Source organism: Streptomyces sp. AM 4-1-1, assembly GCF_029167625.1.
Classification (GTDB): domain Bacteria; phylum Actinomycetota; class Actinomycetes; order Streptomycetales; family Streptomycetaceae; genus Streptomyces.
The window spans coordinates 2,761,452-2,778,011 of sequence record NZ_CP119145.1 but is presented as its reverse complement, the minus strand read 5'-3'; the positions used below and the strand labels follow the sequence as shown (position 1 = coordinate 2,778,011).

The 16,560-nt window shown below is 70.2% G+C and carries 14 protein-coding genes and 1 tRNA gene; 8 read left to right on the top strand and 7 right to left on the bottom strand.

The features are described from left to right. Nucleotides 1-74: 74 nt before the first annotated feature. The 3 genes from PZB75_RS11710 to PZB75_RS11700 form a co-directional block, all read right to left on the bottom strand. On the bottom strand, nucleotides 75-281 hold the full coding sequence (locus PZB75_RS11710; RefSeq protein WP_275535245.1) for a DUF397 domain-containing protein: 207 nt from the start codon (nucleotides 279-281) through the stop codon (nucleotides 75-77). Nucleotides 282-467: 186 nt separating this feature from the next. Continuing rightward, entirely contained in the window at nucleotides 468-1,337 is an 870-nt protein-coding gene (locus tag PZB75_RS11705; protein ID WP_275535244.1) for a helix-turn-helix transcriptional regulator, read from the bottom strand. A 324-nt stretch (nucleotides 1,338-1,661) separates the two neighbouring features. Then, nucleotides 1,662-2,384, bottom strand: coding sequence for a GPP34 family phosphoprotein (locus PZB75_RS11700; RefSeq protein ID WP_275535243.1), 723 nt, complete (start codon nucleotides 2,382-2,384; stop codon nucleotides 1,662-1,664). A gap of 179 nt (nucleotides 2,385-2,563) precedes the next feature. Between PZB75_RS11700 and PZB75_RS11695 the strand changes: the two genes are divergently transcribed. Together PZB75_RS11695 and PZB75_RS11690 are read left to right on the top strand one after the other, a co-directional pair. Then, the gene (locus tag PZB75_RS11695; protein ID WP_275535242.1) at nucleotides 2,564-5,458 is read left to right on the top strand and encodes a hypothetical protein; all 2,895 of its coding nucleotides are present in this window, start codon (nucleotides 2,564-2,566) and stop codon (nucleotides 5,456-5,458) included. A gap of 282 nt (nucleotides 5,459-5,740) precedes the next feature. Further along, nucleotides 5,741-7,684: an MFS transporter gene (locus tag PZB75_RS11690; protein WP_275535241.1), complete on the top strand. Its 1,944-nt coding sequence runs from the start codon at nucleotides 5,741-5,743 to the stop codon at nucleotides 7,682-7,684. Between the two features lie 232 nt (nucleotides 7,685-7,916). Here the strand turns inward: PZB75_RS11690 and PZB75_RS11685 are convergent, their stop codons facing one another. After that, nucleotides 7,917-8,096: a hypothetical protein gene (locus tag PZB75_RS11685; protein WP_275535240.1), complete on the bottom strand. Its 180-nt coding sequence runs from the start codon at nucleotides 8,094-8,096 to the stop codon at nucleotides 7,917-7,919. A 369-nt stretch (nucleotides 8,097-8,465) separates the two neighbouring features. Beyond that, nucleotides 8,466-9,293 (bottom strand): SAM-dependent methyltransferase, encoded by an 828-nt coding sequence (locus PZB75_RS11680; protein ID WP_275535239.1) that lies wholly within the window; start codon nucleotides 9,291-9,293, stop codon nucleotides 8,466-8,468. Nucleotides 9,294-9,486: 193 nt separating this feature from the next. Between PZB75_RS11680 and PZB75_RS11675 the strand changes: the two genes are divergently transcribed. Both PZB75_RS11675 and PZB75_RS11670 read left to right on the top strand, forming a co-directional pair. Beyond that, the gene (locus PZB75_RS11675; protein ID WP_275535238.1) at nucleotides 9,487-10,032 is read left to right on the top strand and encodes a hypothetical protein; all 546 of its coding nucleotides are present in this window, start codon (nucleotides 9,487-9,489) and stop codon (nucleotides 10,030-10,032) included. 172 nt (nucleotides 10,033-10,204) lie between these two features. Next, nucleotides 10,205-10,693: a hypothetical protein gene (locus PZB75_RS11670; RefSeq protein ID WP_275535237.1), complete on the top strand. Its 489-nt coding sequence runs from the start codon at nucleotides 10,205-10,207 to the stop codon at nucleotides 10,691-10,693. A 467-nt stretch (nucleotides 10,694-11,160) separates the two neighbouring features. On the opposite strand, the gene PZB75_RS11665 is transcribed toward PZB75_RS11670, so the two are convergent. Next, nucleotides 11,161-11,233: transfer RNA gene (locus PZB75_RS11665), tRNA-Arg, on the bottom strand. A 419-nt stretch (nucleotides 11,234-11,652) separates the two neighbouring features. Then, the gene (locus PZB75_RS11660) at nucleotides 11,653-12,042 is read right to left on the bottom strand and encodes a DUF4259 domain-containing protein (RefSeq protein WP_275535236.1); all 390 of its coding nucleotides are present in this window, start codon (nucleotides 12,040-12,042) and stop codon (nucleotides 11,653-11,655) included. A gap of 264 nt (nucleotides 12,043-12,306) precedes the next feature. On the opposite strand from PZB75_RS11660, the gene fxsA reads away from it, so the two are divergent. The 4 genes from fxsA to PZB75_RS11640 all read left to right on the top strand — a co-directional run bounded on the left by fxsA (nucleotide 12,307) and on the right by PZB75_RS11640 (nucleotide 16,346). Then, nucleotides 12,307-12,495 (top strand): FxSxx-COOH cyclophane-containing RiPP peptide, encoded by a 189-nt coding sequence (gene fxsA, locus PZB75_RS11655; RefSeq protein ID WP_275535235.1) that lies wholly within the window; start codon nucleotides 12,307-12,309, stop codon nucleotides 12,493-12,495. 16 nt (nucleotides 12,496-12,511) lie between these two features. Continuing rightward, nucleotides 12,512-13,789 carry a radical SAM protein gene (locus PZB75_RS11650; RefSeq protein WP_275535234.1) on the top strand — a complete coding sequence of 426 codons (1,278 nt, stop codon included), beginning with the start codon at nucleotides 12,512-12,514 and terminating at the stop codon, nucleotides 13,787-13,789. Continuing rightward, a complete protein-coding gene (locus tag PZB75_RS11645) occupies nucleotides 13,786-14,847 on the top strand; it encodes an HEXXH motif-containing putative peptide modification protein (RefSeq protein ID WP_275535233.1) in 1,062 nt (353 codons plus the stop codon). Before PZB75_RS11650 ends, PZB75_RS11645 begins: the two co-directional genes overlap by 4 nt. Nucleotides 14,848-14,954: 107 nt before the next feature. Then, a complete protein-coding gene (locus PZB75_RS11640) occupies nucleotides 14,955-16,346 on the top strand; it encodes a TIR-like protein FxsC (protein ID WP_275535232.1) in 1,392 nt (463 codons plus the stop codon). Nucleotides 16,347-16,560: the final 214 nt, after the last annotated feature.

Genomic DNA, 16,560 nt, shown 5'->3' with positions numbered 1-16,560 from the left:
TCCGGGCATGAGTGAGCCCCCTCGGCCAGGACGGCGGACCAGTCGAGAGGGCTCGCGGGGCGGTGGCCGGTGGATCAGGCGTTGATGGAACCGGCGCCGACGTCCCGCACGAACGCGCTCCACGCGCCGGGCACGAACGTGATCGAGGGGCCCTCGGGGGCCTTCGAGTCACGCACGGCGACGGCCTGCGTCACGGGGGACTTGACCTCGACGCAAGCGCCGTTGCCACCGGAGTACGAGGACTTGGTCCACTTGTCCGTAGCGCCCTGAAGAATAGCCATGTTCACTCCGGTTCAGAGAGGTGTGTGAGCGACACCAACGGCGTTCGTGTTGGCGTGATCGACGCTACTCGCCAACCTGCTCCCATGAGATGGGCGTTCACTCGACCGGGTGGCATATTCCATACAGATCTTCCACCGGAGGGCGGCGACGGTGTACCGTGTCGCCGCCCTTCTCCGGTGGCACTCTCAGGGAGCGGGCTCGCGCGCGTAACCCTTGACGATGTCCGAGATCATGTGACGGGTCTGCTCGACGTTCAGCGCCTGGGCCCGCAAGTGCTCGTACATCACGCTGTACCGCTGCACGTCGTTCGACTTCTCCAGATACAGGTCGCTCGTGACGCCCTCGATGTAGACCACGCTGGAGTCCGCCGCGTCCGGGAACTCCAGAATCGCGTACTGGCCGTTGATACCGGGGTGCGCGCCCATCTCGAACGGCAGCACCTGCACGGTCACATGCGGCAGGTGCGACAGCTCGACGAGCTGTTCCAGCTGCTCGATCATCACCTGTCTGCCGCCCACGAGCCGGCGCAGCGCCGCCTCGTCGATCACCGCCCAGATCCGCAGCGGATGGTCCGACCCGGTGATCCGCTCCTGGCGGCGGGCCCGTACGGTCACCCGCTTCTCGATGTCGGACGGCGAGGTCTCCGGCAACGCGCCGTTGATCAGCGCCTCGGCGTACTGCCGGGTCTGCAACAGGCCGGGGACGACCTGCGGTTCGTACACCCGCAACGACTCGGCGTCCGTCTCCAGACCGATGTAGACGCTGTACGGGATGTCGCCGAAGGCATGCCACCAGCCCTGCTGGCGGGAATCCTTGGCCATCTGCATCAGGGAGTCGACGATGCGGTGGTCCTCGACGTCGTACACCCCGCACAGATCCCGGACATCGCGCTGGCTGATGGAGCGGCGACCGTTCTCCAGGCGGCTGATCTTCGACTGCGAGACGAGCAGGCGTTCCGCCACTTCCTCGGCGGTCATGCCCTTGAGTTCGCGAAGTCGGCGCAACTCCTGCCCCAACCGGCGTCGTCTGACGGTGGGGTTGACGTTGGACGGCACGGAAACGGCACCTCCGGCTGTGTAGCTGTGCGTATCTACTGCTGAGCAGATTGCCACCCCCGGCCCTGGTCGCGCTGGGAAACGGTCACACACAGGCGCACGGGGCAGCCGGTCGGACCGGCTGCCCCGTGCGTGGTGCGGCTCCCGAACCGGGTCCTGGAAGACGCCGGGCCGGTGGTATTCGGTTCTCGGTGCTACGGGTGTTCTAGGGGTAGTGAGGGTGTTGAGCGGTGCTGAACTGTCTCGAAGAAGGTGGTGACGAAGCGATGACGAAGTGGTGGTGAAGGTACTGCCGGGGGTCGAGGGTTACGCGGTGTGCTGTCCTCAGTGGACCGCGGTGCGCACCATGCCATCGCGGCGCGGCTGCGGCTGCGCTTGCGATTGCAACGGCACACCGGCCGCCTGATTACGGCGTGGCTGTGCGGCCACCCCGTTCTGGACGTCCATCACGGCGTGCGCCACGAGTCCGCCCATCGGGTCGTGCCTGATCAGATCCCGGAGCCGGGAGCGCGACGAGCGCCCCTCGTTCCCGGGGTAGAGGTGCTTGCCGAGTCCGACCGCGTGGGCCAGCGCGGCGAGCGCCGCGGTCCGCGGGTCCGGCGGTACGCCGGTGCGGATCGCACTGTCCAGCCGGGTTCTGATCTCCCGGCTGACGGCCGTGTTCGTCGCCTGGTAGCGAGTCGTCGGCAGCACTCCGCACATCTGGCCCGCCACGGCATGAACCATGCCGCACCGCTCCAGATGCGAGAGATACGTCTGGCGCAGCCCCAGCCGGGGCCCGCCGATCCAGTGGACGGCCCGGACCGGGCTGCCGCGACGGCGCAGCAGTTCCAGTGCGGAGTCCAGAGTCGGATCTCCTGTCGGCCGTGGCATCACCACGGCGATACGATCCCCATCAGGGGCTATCCGTCCTGCCAGAGCCAGCTCCACTAGCTGCGCCCCGGCGAGGCCGAGGTCGAGCGACTGCGGCTGCGCTGTGGTACCCGTGGCCGGGTCCAGAGCGAGCAGTAGAAGCTCTTCCGGAATTGTTCTGCGGCTCCTGCCCATCCATGCCTCCCCGCGTGGATGAATGACAGGGTGACCCCTCTCACATTGGTCTGTCGAGGGTGCCTGGGTGCTTTGTACGGGAACCAGTAGCTATGTCGTTCTCGTCTAGCAGTCGGGCCAAGGGTTCACACAGGACACTGGTAGATGGTTCGGACACGGCGGGGACGTACCCGCCGCGCATGGAGGAGGCACCGGTGGCGGGCGAGTCCCCCGACAAGTCGAAGCAGCAGGAGTCGTCGGGGACGACTGCGAGCGAGCGTGATCCGAGGCTTGCCGTGTTCCACGAACGGTCCGCCGGGGCGGAGACCGGGAACGGCGACCGGGCCGGGCGTGGTGAGGCCGAGGTCGAGGCCGGGAACGGCGACAGGGCCGGCAGCGACGACCGGAACGGAAGCGGTGGGCGGAACGGGAAGCTCGGTGCCGATGGCGGTCGCGCGGACGGTGGCGATGGCGGTGAGACGGATGGTGCCGGTGGCGCGGACGGTGCGACCGCCGTGTTCCGTGTACGAACCTCTGGACGCGACGCCGAGGCCCTGACGGGCTCAGGGACCTCTAACAGTACGAACGGCGCGGAGAAGGGCGCCCAGGGGCCCGGGAAGGGCGCGGGCGGGGCTTCGGAGGCCGGGGCTGGGAGCGGGGGCGCCGGTCCTGAGGAGGAAGCGGCGGATTCGGTGGCGCCGGAGGAGCCCGGTGGCTCCGAGGCCGCTGACATGAAGGCCGCCGACGTCAAGGCCGCTGACGTGAAGGCCACTGATGTGAAAGCCGCAGACGTGAAAGCCGCAGACGTGAAGGCCGTCGGCGACGGTGCTGGGGATTCAGATCCGGATCGGAAGGCCGGCGTTGATGCCGACGCCGGTTCCGGCGCCGAATCCCGCTCCGGTGGCGCTTCCCACTCCCGCGACGAGACTCCGGCCGGGGTCAGGGTGCCGAAGTCCCGTGAGGAGACCGGCGCCGAGAAGGCCACCGGGGTTGGCGAGGCCGATGAGGTCAGTGAGCCGGGGCAGGCGGCGGACAAGCCCGCTGGCGACCGCGAGGCCGTCGAGCGCGAGAGTGACCGCGAGGCCGACGACCGTAAGGCCAACGACCGCAAGGCCAACGACCGCAAGGCCGACGCCTCCGAGGTGGAAGAGCCCGAGACCGACGCTCCGCAGGCGGAAGGCTCGAAGGCGGAAGATCCGAAGGCGGAAGGCTCGAAGGCGGAAGCCTCCGGGGCCGACGAGCCCGAGGCGGGTGACGAGCCCGAGAACACCCCCGAGCCGGACGAACCCGCTGCCGAAGAAGAACCCACCGCCGACCCCGACAGGCCCAGCGCGGACAAGCCCGACTCCGGCAAGCCCGACTCCGGCAAGTCCGACTCGTACAGGCCCGACTCCGACAAGCCCGGCCCCGACAGCCCGAAGGTCGACCAGCCCACGGCCGTCTTCAAGGCGTTCCGCCCGGGTGAGGTGGACCAGCCGACGACCGCGCTGAAGATCTCCCCGCCCGGGGCGGGCGCGTCGAAGAGCCGGGAGGGCTCGGGGACCTCGAAGACCCCGAAGGCGTCCGGGACCCCCGAGTCCCCCGCCGAGCGCACCAGCAAGTTCGTGCCGCTCCGGGCGGACGACGTACGGCCCGCCCCCGCGCCCCGTAAGCCCGAGGCGTCCTCCGTACCCACCGCGGCCGGCGCTGCGAAGGCGTCGGCTCCGGGCGCCGCTCCGGAGAAGCCCGCTCCGGGGAAGCCCACCGCCCCCGCGAAGCCGGGCGCCGGATTCCCCGAGGCCGAGCGGACCAGACAGCAGCCGATGCCGCCCAGACCTCCGCTGGATCTGCTGGCGGAGCTGACGAACACCCCTCCGCCGCCGGAGACCCCGGTCCGCACGGCGGTCCGGCGGGTCAAGATCTGGACCCCGCTGGTCCTGCTCCTCTTGATCGTCTTTGCGATCGTGCAGGCGGTCCGCCCGCTGCCGACGCCCGCGCTGTCCATGACGGCGCAGCCGACGTACACCTTCGACGGCGAGAAGCCGACCCTGCCGTGGCCCGACCAGGGCCAGGGCTACATGACGGCGACCGGTCTCGGGACGGTCGACTCGTTCGGCGAGCAGAAGCCCGTACCGATCGCGAGTGTCGCCAAGGCGATGACCGCGTACATCGTGCTCAAGGACCATCCGCTGAAGAAGGGCGAGAAGGGTCCCTCGATCGACATCGACGAGCGGGCCGAGAAGGAGGGCGGACTGGACTCCTCCGAGAACGAGTCCACGCTGAACACCGTCAAGGCCGGTGACAAGCTCAGCGAGTACGACGCGCTCGCAGCGATCATGATCCCGTCGGCGAACAACATCGCGCGGCTGCTGGCGCGCTGGGACGCGGGTTCGGAGGAGGCGTTCGTCAAGAAGATGAACGACACCGCCAAGGACCTCGGCATGAAGAACACCGTCTACACCGACCCCTCGGGCCTCAACGCGACGACGATGAGCACGGCCGAGGACCTGGTGAAGCTCGGCGAGAAGCTGGTGGAGATTCCCGCGCTGATGGCGATCACCAAGCTGCCGGAGTGGAAGGACCCGTCGGGCAAGCCCTGGCGGAACTGGAACTCGCTCGTCCCGTACGACGGCGCACTGGGCATCAAGACCGGCACGACCACGAAGGCGGGCGGCAACCTCCTCTTCGCGGCGCACAAGATGGTCGACGGCACCGACCAGCTGATCGTCGGCGCGGTGCTCGCGCAGCAGTCGAGCACGTCGATCATCGACGCGGTCAACTCCGCGAGCAAGAAGGTCATGATCGCCACGCAGAAGGCGCTCCAGGGCCGGACCATCGTGAAGAAGGGGCAGGTCGTCGGTGCCGTGGACGACGGTCTCGGTGGTACGACACCGGTCGTCGCGACGGGCGACGTGAAGGCGGTCGGCTGGGCCGGGCTCACGGTCAAGCTGGAGCTGTCCGACGGCGGCCAGGCCGTGCCGCACTCGGCGGTCGCCGGAACCCACGTCGGCACGCTCACCGTGGGGGAGGGCGCCAGCCAGGTGAAGGTGGCGGTCGCGCTCCAGAAGGACCTCGCGGAGCCGGGCTACGGCAAGAAGCTGACGCGGATCGGCTGACGCGGATCGGCCGGCCCGGACCGGTTGACACGGATCGGCGGACAGGCCGCGCCCGTACGACGGCCGGACCGATCCGGACTGTTCCGGACCGAGCACGAACGAGGAGCGGCGAGCAGAAACGAGGAGGTGGGCGCGGGTCCGGGCGCCCGCCTCCCCGCTCGGGTACGGTCCCTGGCGCCCGCCTCCCGATCGCGTACGTGTTAGCGTCCCCGGGCAACTCAAGGGCGCCGTGACAGCGTCCACACAGGAACACGGGGACGGCTGAGGACGGGGAAAGTCGTAGTGACCACCGCGAAGCCGAGACCCGGTGAAGAAGCGGCCGACGACATGGGCAGCACCGACAGCGGTGACACCGCGAGCACCGACGGTACCGGCACCGCGCGCACCGACAGCGCGAGCGCCGACGCCGAATCCGGCATCGGTGGCGAAGGCGCCGATACGGGCATATGTACACCCGCCGGGGCCGCCGAGCCCGCCGCACGGGCGGCCCGCCGCCCCACTGACACCACCGTCCGGGCCCGCTGCCGACGACTGTTGCGGCACCCCGTCACCGTCGCCACCGCGGTCGCCGCGGTCACCCACATCCTCTGGTTCTTCTTCTTCGCCAACAGCGGCGGCGACATCGCGGCGCAGGACGCCTGGGCCGAGTTCGTCGGCCGGCACCCCGGGACCGCGTACAACCTCGCCTGGTACGGCGGGATGCACCCCGTCTCGTACAGCGTGGTGTCGCCGTATCTGATGTCGGTGCTCGGGGTCCGCACGACGATGATGATCGTCGGTACGGTGTCGGCTGCCCTGACGGCGATGATCCTGGTCCGGGTGCGGGCCGTCCGCAACCCGATGGCGTGCTCCCTCGCGGGGGTCTTCGCGTTCCTGTGCAACGCGCTGTCCGGGCGGGTGACGTTCGGGCTCGGCATGATGTTCGCGCTGGGCGCGGTGGCGGCCGTCTTCTGCTGGCCGTACCGCTGGCGCCACAAGCGGTGGGGGAAAGCGGTCGTGGCGGCGCCGCTCGCGGCGCTGGCCACGGCGGGCAGCCCGGTCGCCGGACTGTTCCTCGGGGTGGTCGCGGCGGCGCTGTTCCTGAACAAGCGGCGCCCCGGCGCGTACGCGCTGGGACTGCCACCGGTCGTGGTGGTGGCGCTGTCGGCGTGGCTGTTCCCGTTCTCAGGTACGCAGCCGATGTCGTTCGGGACCGCGTTGCTGCCGTTCCTCTTCGCGTTGGCCATCTTCGTACTCGTACCGCGTGACTGGCGCACGGTCCGGACGGCCGCCGCCGTGTACGGCATCGGGACGGGGCTGACGTATGTGATCGACTCGCAGATCGGCTCGAACGTGTCGCGGCTGGCGATGCTGTTCGCCGGGGTCGTCCTGCTCGCCGCCCTGCCGTACACCGCACCACGGAGCCGCCGCTGGTTCGCGTTGCTGATCGTCTTCGCCGGGCTGAACTTCTGGATCGGTTTCAAGAGCGTCGACGACATCGTCCGTACCGCGCCCACCGCGTCCTGGACGCGCGAGCTGGCACCGCTGGTCAACGAGCTCCAGGAGCTCGGTGCGGAACGCGGCAGGGTCGAGGTCGTCCCGGCGAGCAGTCACCGGGAGGCGTCGGCGCTCGTGTCGTACGTCAACCTGGCCCGGGGCTGGAACCGGCAGGCCGACATGGAACGCAACCCGATCTTCTACGACGACACGCTGAACGCGGTCAACTACCGGCAGTGGCTGGACCGCTGGGCGGTGCACTACGTGGTGCTGCCCACGGGCAAGCCCGACATGGGAGCGGAACTGGAGGCCCAGCTGGTACGGCAGGGGCAGCCGTACCTGAAGGAGATCTGGGGCGACGAGAACTGGCGGCTCTACGCGGTCGACCGGCCCGTACCGCTGGCCGACCCACCGGCGACGGTGGACCGGGCGGGCGCGGGCGAGCTGACGATCCACGTGAAGTCGGCGGGACGGGTGCTGATCCGGATTCCGTACTCACGCTGGCTCGCGCTCGTCGACGAGAAGGGCAAGAGCCTGGAGCGACCGCAGGAGACGGAGGAGTCGAAGCGGCGCGAGGACGACAGCACCCCGAAGACGTACGTCAACACGAACGGGTGCCTGGCGAAGATGGACGAGAACCCGGACGGCGACGAGTGGACCGAACTCGTGGCCCCGCGCCCGGGGATCTACCGCCTTGCCGCGCCGTACCAGCTCTCACCGGGGACACCGTGCCCGGAGGAACTGCGCTGAGCGAGGCAGCCGGGGCCGGCGTCGAGGGACTGCGCTGAGCGAGGTGGCCAGGCTGGCGTCGAAGAACTGCGCTGAGCGCGGCGGCCAGGCTGGCGTCGAAGAACCGCGCTGAGCGCGGCGGCCAGGGCCGGCGTCCAGGAACTGCGCTGAGCGAGGCAGTGGGGGCCGGCGTCGAGGGACTGCGCTGAGCGAGGTGGTCGACACCGACACCGGGCCAGAACCCGGGGCCGGCTCAGGCGGCCTCGACCACGTCGGCACGCACGGCGGCGGCCCATTCGACCAGCAGTCGCTGATACTCGGCCTCGTCCTCGGGCGACAGCCCACTGCCCGCCCGCTGCCACAGCGCACGGATCGCGGCGTTCACGACGGCGGGGGGACGAACGGAACCAGGGGTACGAGTAGGTGCGGACATGGTCCAAGAATAAGGGGCCGGTCTGACAATCCCCCCATCGTTTCCTCGGGGTGCGGCCACAATTCACTTGGCGCGCACGGCCGTCCGCCCCCTCCGCCCTTTGCCCTGCCGACCCGCGCCTGCCCAGCGCCGGGCCCGGCTCCGGCGACCGACCTCCGTCGTCAGGGCGGCCGATCCCCGTCGTGCCGGCGGCCGACCTCCCTCGTACCGATGGCCAACTCCCGACGTACGGATGGCCGATCCCCGTCGTACCGGCGGCCGACCTCCGCCCTACCGATGACCGACCCCCGACGTTCCGATGACCGACCTCCGCCCTACCGATGGCCGATCCCAACCCCCGCCCGTCGCCCCGACGGCCGGTCACCCACCTCAGGGCTTGCGCGCAACCCCGCCGAACATGGCCACCTCGTCGGGCACACCGCCGAGGCCGGCGTCGGGGCGCCAGCGGCTGCACGAGACGACTCCGGGAGCGAGGAGTTCCAGGCCGTCGAAGAACCGGGTGACCTGGCCGGGGGTGCGCTGGGTGAGCTTCGGGGTGCCGTGCTCGTTCCAGAACGCCACGGCCGCGTCGACGTCGGGCATCGACGGATCGGTGACCGTGTGGGAGAGGACCAGGTGGCTGCCGGACGGCAGGGCCTCCAGCAGCCGGCCGACGATGCCGTGCGCCTCGGCGTCGTCGTTGAGGAAGATGACGACACCGAGGAGTACGAGCGCGACAGGCTTGCTGAAGTCCAGTGTCTCGGCGGCCCGTTCCAGGATGACGTCGACGTTGCGCAGATCCTCGTCGAGGTAGTCGGTCCGCCCCTCGGGCGTACTGGTGAGCAGGGCGCGCGCGTGGGCGAGTACCAGCGGATCGTTGTCGACGTAGACGATGCGGGACTCGGGCGCGAGCCGCTGGGCGACCTCGTGGGTGTTGTCGGCGGTCGGCAGTCCGGTACCGATGTCGAGGAACTGCCGGACACCGCGGTCCGCGACCAGATGCCGCACGGCCCGACCGAGGAACAACCGGTCGGCCAGGGCGTAGTCGCCGATGCCGGGATGCAGTCGGCGGATCTGGTCACCGGCTTCCTGGTCGACCGCGTAATGATCCTTGCCGCCGAGCCAGTAGTTCCAGATCCGGGCGGTGTGCGGCTGAGAGGTGTTGATCCTGTCGCGCCACTGGGACACGTCGGGGGACGACGACTGCTGCTCGGCCACGGGGGCTCCTCTGGACGGCCGGTGGTCTTCCGGCTGACGACAGGTTCAACAGGCACCCTATACAGGCATGTTGAGCCGGAACGGAAGCCGAAACCCCATCGCCGCTGAGCGACCGGTATCCGTCCAAGGAAGTCCTGATGCCCTCCTGCTGACGCCCTCTTGCGCCCGGCGGTCCGCCTCCCACAATGGTTCGATGGCGGACAGCACATTGTGGGTGGGCGTACTCACCGCTGCGACGGCGCTGGGCGCCAGTCTCGGCACCAGCTTGCTCACGAGCAGGGGAAACGAGAAGGTCGCGCGCCAGCAGGCCCTTGTCAACGCCCGCGCCACACACTTGACCGAGGCGAGGAACCGCCGCCGGGAGGCGTACCGGGAGTTGATCGCACGGGCACATGAACTCTCCCGCATCCTCTGGCGCATGGAGGAAGTGGACCGGGCCACCGACACCAACGAAGCCCGAGCGTTGTTACGGGAAGTGCAGACGGCCTCGCGCCCCGCGTTGAACGACGTGGAGAAGTGCGTGAGGGATGTGCTCCTCGAAGGACCACCGTCGGTCTCCGAGTCGGCGGGAAAGCTGAACACCGTAGCCATAGAGACCCGTTACTACCTGTGCGAACTGACCGACCGGGACGGCCACTACCGCGACCGGTACGAGAGTTCGTACAAGGCGTACGAGGATCAGTACCTGCTCTTCATCGAGCTGGCCCGGCACGCCCTGGAGGTGCCGGACGCGCTGTGAGGCAGGGGGCACGGTAGTGCTCGGGAGCGCCAGGGCCTCCCGTGCCCTGTCAGTGGCCAGGAGCGGCACCAGGGTCACATGCGTGATCGGACAGAAGGACGGACACGCCTGGCTCGACCTTCACCTCGCGCGAGCGCTTCCGGACGGCCGGTGGTGAGGCCAGAATGGAGACATGCCGAACCGAGATGATCTGGAACAGCGCATTCGAGCGCTCTCCGACGATGAGGCGATCCGGGCACTCGCGGAGTTGATGGAGGAGCGTGGTCTGCTCCCCGCCGCCGACCAGTTGCCCTCCACCGAGGCGGAGTTGGCCGCCTCGGTGACCGTCGTGGACGCGGAGGCGTATCTACGTCCGGATCAACCGACACCCAGCGACGGGCAGTTGGCGCGCTCCGCACTGGAGTACGCCGCGGCCCAGCGCGAGGACCTGGTGGAAACGGTCAGCGAGGCCGTCGACTACGCGCGATCACCCGCGGACCACCCGGAGTCGTTCACGCTCCCGGTCGCCGTACTCGTCATCACGCTCCTGCAGACCGAGGTCATCCTGAAGCGGAGCTCGGGCGGCAGATGGAGCCTGACCATCCACAAGCGGGCCCTGCGGGACTCCGCCCTCGGCCGGGTGCTGACGGAGCTGATCTCGCGGATCACGGGCGGCCGGTAGCAGGCGGGCCGCTCAGGGACGGAGCCCGATGTGACCATCTCGGCGCGGGCGCCCTACGAGTGGCACCGTGAGGAATGCGACCACACCGGCCGGACACCGGTCTAGCCCGTCATTGACGCCCGTGAGCGCGCCGATCACCACTACCACGCCGGCCAACGGCTGGACGGTCGCCCCACACAAGATCAAACGCGTGGCCCGAACCGCGGTTCTGGTCGTCAATCCGCAGGAACAGCAACGGCAAGTGACCGTAGCCGGACGGCCCTCCGCTTCGGCGCGGGGCCTTGCCTGTGCGCTCGGGAGGCGCACTGCCTCTCTCATGATCATCTGGGGAGAGTTCGGGGAGCAAGGTCGGGCGCCTATTACGAGCACGGTCAGGACCGTAGTCAAAGCGGAACCCGACGAAGAGGGGCCAGGCAGGGCATCCGCCCTGTCCTGGCCCTTCCCGGTGTCTGCCCTGGCAGACGCTGTGCCCCCGGCAGGATTCGAACCTGCGACACCCGCTTTAGGAGAGCGGTGCTCTATCCCCTGAGCTACGAAGGCGGGGCTTGCGGGAACCTTGGTGAAGACCCAGTAAGAGATCTTCTGCGAGGTCTGCGAGCCCGCTGGTCGGACGCGGTGCGATGCTTTCTGTCCTCTTGTTCGGGCAGACAGCGGGGCGTACCAACGACCGACCAGGGACAGCCTAGCGGATGCGTGCCGGTGAGGGGCTTCCGTATCGGAGTGGGCGCGTGAAACGCGTACCGCGCGCCTCTGATCTGCTGTTTCCGGCTACCAGGCTGACGGTTGAAGGGGGTCGTTGCGTGACTGGAATATGGCTTAATGGCCATTATGGAGCTTTTGCGGATATTTAGGATGGTTTAGGGCGGGAGTGGGGGTGGGAGGTACCGGGACGGGGGTCTGGGAGGCCTGGTGCATCAGCCGGCGCCGGATCGTTGTCTTCTCGGTCGTGTTGTCGTCCGTCAGATGCCAGTCAGCGCGGCAGCCTCCGTGGTGGCCGCCTCGATCAGTTGGTCGAAGGTGCGGTTCAGCACCGACCGCCTTTCCCGCTTGAAGGCCGGCGAAGGTTCCAGGCCGTCGATGGTCTTCTCCCAGACGGCCATGAAGTCCTTCTTCCATCCTTCGATCACGTCGGGGCGCGGCAGATGGGGAGAAGTGTGACCGGCCCGGTAGAGGACGTACAGCAACTCCAGGTGGCAGGGCACGGCGTTGCCCCAGTACTCGTCGGCCTCCAGAGTGACGGGATCGTCGGCCATCGCCTCCGTCACCTCCCCGACGAGTCGGGCGATGACGCCCGACAGGTGATCCGCAGCCGTGTCGTTGTCGAAGTTCCCGCTGCCCCACGTACCCATGGGTCCCCCTCCGGTTGATCTGCTTCGTCTTCGTGCTGTGCTGTGCCATCGAAGCAGGAGGGTCTGACAATCCGGTCGGCGATGGGGCGGCGCTGGGTCGGCGGGCCGTCGGGCGGGTGGACGGGCGGGTGGGCGGGTGGGTGTGGAGAGGGGGCGGGGGCCGCGCCGCGTTGGTGGCGGCTTCGGGTTTCTCGTGGCGGCGGCGAGCGGCGATCACCGGTGCTGTGCTATATGATCCGCCACAAAATGAACGGTAAGGGGATCATGGAGCCAACCACTTCCGGTCCGCTCGTCTCGGTTCTCACGGACGTCAGTGAGCTGAGTGACGCGGAGCTGGCCGAGCTGCCGGACACGGTCTTCGGCGCCATGGTGTCCCGGCTCAGGGACGATGTGCTCCACCCCTCCGCCGAGCCGGTCTCGGCGTTCACCTCGGCGATCGACCAGGCTCGCTGAGCCGGAGCGCCCGAGCGTGAGGTTCCGTCAGTTCCTCCTGAAGCTGCACAGCCGGTGCAATCTGGCGTGCTCCTACTGCTATGTGTACGAGGCCGCCGACCAGAGCTGGCGGGACAAGCCGCGCCGGATGGAACTGGACACCGTGCGACGGGTGGCCGAGCGGATCGCGGAGTACCGGCGGGCCGTGCCCGGGGACGTGTCGGTCACGCTCCACGGCGGTGAGCCGCTGCTCGTCGGGGCCCGGCATCTCGGCGAGACGTTGCGGATTCTCTCCGACGCGCTCGACGGGGATGGGGAGGGGGGCGGGGGCGGACGGGTTTCGTACGGGATGCAGACCAACGGTGTGTTGTTGAGGGACGATCCCGGGCTGCTGCGGGTGCTGCACCGGTACGGGGTACGGGTCGGGGTCAGCCTGGACGGCACGGCCGGCGGGCATGACCGGTACCGGCGGTTCGCGGACGGGCGGGGCAGCCACGGTGTCGTCGCCGATGCGTTGCGTACGCTCGGCTCGGACGCCAACAAGCCTCTGTACGCGGGGGTGTTGTGCACGATCGATCTGGACGCCGACCCCGTCGCCACCTATGAGGCGCTGCTCGAATTCGCCCCGCCCCGGATGGATCTGCTGCTCCCGCACGGGACCTGGGAGGCACCGCCGCCAGGGCTGGCCGCACGCCGGCTGCCGCCGGTCGCCCCGCCCGCCGGGCTCGGTGCGGAGGGCGCGGCGCCGGACCCGGGGCGCGGCGGGGGCACGCCGTACGCCGACTGGCTGGGCGCCGTGTTCGACCGGTGGTACGGGGCGCCGCGCCGGGAGACCGGCATCCGGCTCTTCGAGGAACTGATCACGCTGTTGCTGGGGGGCCGGGCGAGCAGCGAGATCGTCGGCACCGGGGAACCCGACCTGGTGGTCGTGGAGACCGACGGCTCCCTCGAACTCGTGGACAGCCTGAAGGTGTCGTACGAAGGGGCCGCCGCGACCTCGCTCGGGGTGCACCGCGACTCCTTCGCCGACGCGGCCCTGCACCCGGCGTTCCGGGTGCCCGGCCGCTCGCCGGTCTGCGCGGCCTGTCCGCTGCTGCCCGTGTGCGGGGGCGGGCTCCACGCCCATCGGTACCGGGTGACGGCGGACGGGAGTGACCCGTTCGGCCACCCCACCGTGTACTGCGCCGACATGGCCGCGTTGATCGGGCACATCCGGGAGCGGCTCGCCCCGGACGTGCTGGCGTTGAGGGGGTTGAGGGAGTCGCGGGGCAGGGAACGCGGTGGCGGCGGGGCGGGGGAGGTACGAGCGCGGTGAGCGCGGTGGTGCGGCACGTCGTCCCCCGGGAGACGTTTCTCGCCCTGGCCGCGGGGAGGGGCGGCGCCGAGGCCGTCGCCGTGCTGCGGACCGGACAGTTGAGCAAGCGGCGGCTGCTGCTGAGCGCGGTACGGCGGGCCGCCGAGGAGCGTCGGCCGGAGCTGGCGCGCCGGGCGCGGCTGGCGGAGACGTACGAGGAGATCGCCCGGATCGGGCGGCGGTCGCGGCAGGAGTGGGAGTCGGTCCTGCTGAGCCCGTACCTGGATCTGTGGGCGGCCGACGCGCTGCGTGCGCTGCACACGGACGACGGCGAGGCCCCCCGGCTGGGCGGGCTCGCCGAACTCCTCGCCGCCGACGGGCCGGTGCTGCGGCTGGAGTGCGCCGGGCGCGTGCTCACCGTGCGGATCGACGACCGGGGACCGTACCGGGACGCGCACGGCCGACCCGTGCCGGGGCCGCTCGACACCGAGTCGCTGCGCCGCTGGGAACGCGCGCTGGCGGGGGCGTGGCGGGTGCTCGTCGAGCGGCACCCCTGGCACGCGGACGCCGTGGCGGCCGGGCTCTCCACCCTCGTACCGCTGCTGCCGAAGGCGGACGGGACGGCCGTGTCGTCGGTGGTACGGCGTGGGTACGGCGCGGTCGGGGTGTCGCTGCCGCCCGATCCGCAGCGGCTCGCGCTCGCACTGGTGCATGAGTTCCTGCACATCCAACTGGGGGCGCTGCTCGACCTCGTACCGCTGCACGGGCCGGACTCGGGGGAGCGTTACGAAGCGCCGTGGCGCACCGATCCGCGCCCCGCCGGGGCACTGCTCCAGGGGACCTACGCGCATCTGGGTGTGTCGGACTTCTGGCGGGTGGAGCGGGCCCGGGACGCGGGGGCCGACCGGCCGGGTGGGCTGACGCGGGCGTATGCCGAGGGGCAGTACGGACATTGGCGCGACCGGACGCTCGAAGCGGCGGGCACTCTGCTCGCGAGCGGTGAACTGACCTTCGCGGGAAGCGAGTTCATCGGGGCTTTGCGCCGTACCATCGTCGACTGGGGGACGGAGCCGTGCTGAATCCGCCCTGGGTACGGTCGAGTTCGCGCCAGAACACGTCCGTCGGCAGAGTGCGTGCTGCCCTGAGGCAATAAGCGCCCGGTCGGGAGGGTATTCACTTCCTGCCGATGCGCTGTGGGCCTGTCTTCAGCAGCTCAAGTCGTGGGGGCGCGGTGGGGCCGTATTTCTTTCTGAGCTACGCCAGGGTCGATGACAAAGACGCCTACGTGTGTCAGTTCTACGACGACCTGTGCGCGCAGATCGTCGAGTTGGCCGAGGGCGTGCTCCGGGCCCCGGCTTCGGTCGGGTTCCGGGACAACAGCTCGATCCGGATCGGCGAGCACTGGAGCGAGCAGCTGGAGCGCGCGCTCGGCACCTGCCGCGCCATGGTCGCCCTGTACTCGCCCGCCTACTTCCGCAGCGAGTGGTGCTCCCGGGAGGTGAGCGTGATGATGCGCCGCGCCAACCAGTACTTCGCCCGGACCCAGGAGGGCTCGTCGGCGTTGATCCCCGTGCTGTGGCAGCCGGTCGATGTGCCGCAGGAGATCGACCACATCCAGTACGTCACGTCCGGGTTCGGCCCGTGGTACGCGGACGTGGGCCTCCAGCGCATCCTCCAGCGGGAGCCTGCGGGGGACGACTACCGCAACGCGGTACGGCTGATCGCGCGGCGGGTGCTTGAGGTGGTGGCCCACGAGGAGCTGCCGGTGCTCGACGGGATACGGCTGGCGGACGAGCGGTCGTCGTTCCAGCCCCGCACGGAGCCCACCCGGCCGGGCAGCACCGTCCAGTTCTTCGTCGCGGCGGGCACGGCGGAGACACTGCCCGAGGCGCGCAGGGACGCCCCGTACTACGGCCGGGCCGGCATCGACTGGAATCCGTACCACCCACAACAGGAGTACCCGCTGCACCAGTTGGCGCAGCGGCTGGTGACGGCCCAGGGGTACGGCACCGCCTACCGCGAGGTGCGCGGCGGACTGACCCGGCAGCTCAACCAGGCGTGGCAGGACGACCAGGTGGCGATCCTCCTGGTGGACGCGTGGAGCGCGCCGGTCGATCCGTACCGCAGACAGCTGGAGCAGTTCGACCGGACCGAGCACCCGGCGACGGGCGTGCTGGTGCCCTGCCACCCCAGGGAGGAGATCGACCGGGGTGAGCTGTGGATCGGGGTCACGGAGGTCTTCGAGCGCAAGTCGTCGCGGGGGATGCACGATAAGCAGTTCCAACTCCGGGTGTGCCTCGGTGACTTCAAGACGGCGCTGGGGCAGATGGTGTCGGCCGCGCAGAACAACCTGATCCGCAAGCGGCACGCGGCCGTGGCGCCCGGGGGCGCCGGGGAGGGCCCCGCGGCCTCCCGGCCGATCCTGCGCGGGCCCAGCGGCGGCCCCTCGTCGCGCCGCCCGAGACCGGGCGGCGGAGCACCGACCGCGCTTCCCGGCAGCCGGCCGGTGAACCGGCCCCGCTGGTCCGGCGGCCACGGACCGCAAGAACCCCGTGGTGACGGAGGAGCAGGCCGATGAGCGAGGCGACCGAGGCGAACGGCACGGGGGGCGGGCCCACGGGCCGGCCCCACCCGGCGGCGGCCGGCGGGTCCGGGGGAGGGGAGCGCCGGGCCGGCGCGGGGGCGACGGGCGGGAGGACGACCGGCGGGTCGAACCGGGACAGCGGGAGAACGACGGGTGGGAGCACAGCGGGTGCGCCGGGCAGGGGGACGACCGGTGGGGCGAGCTGGGG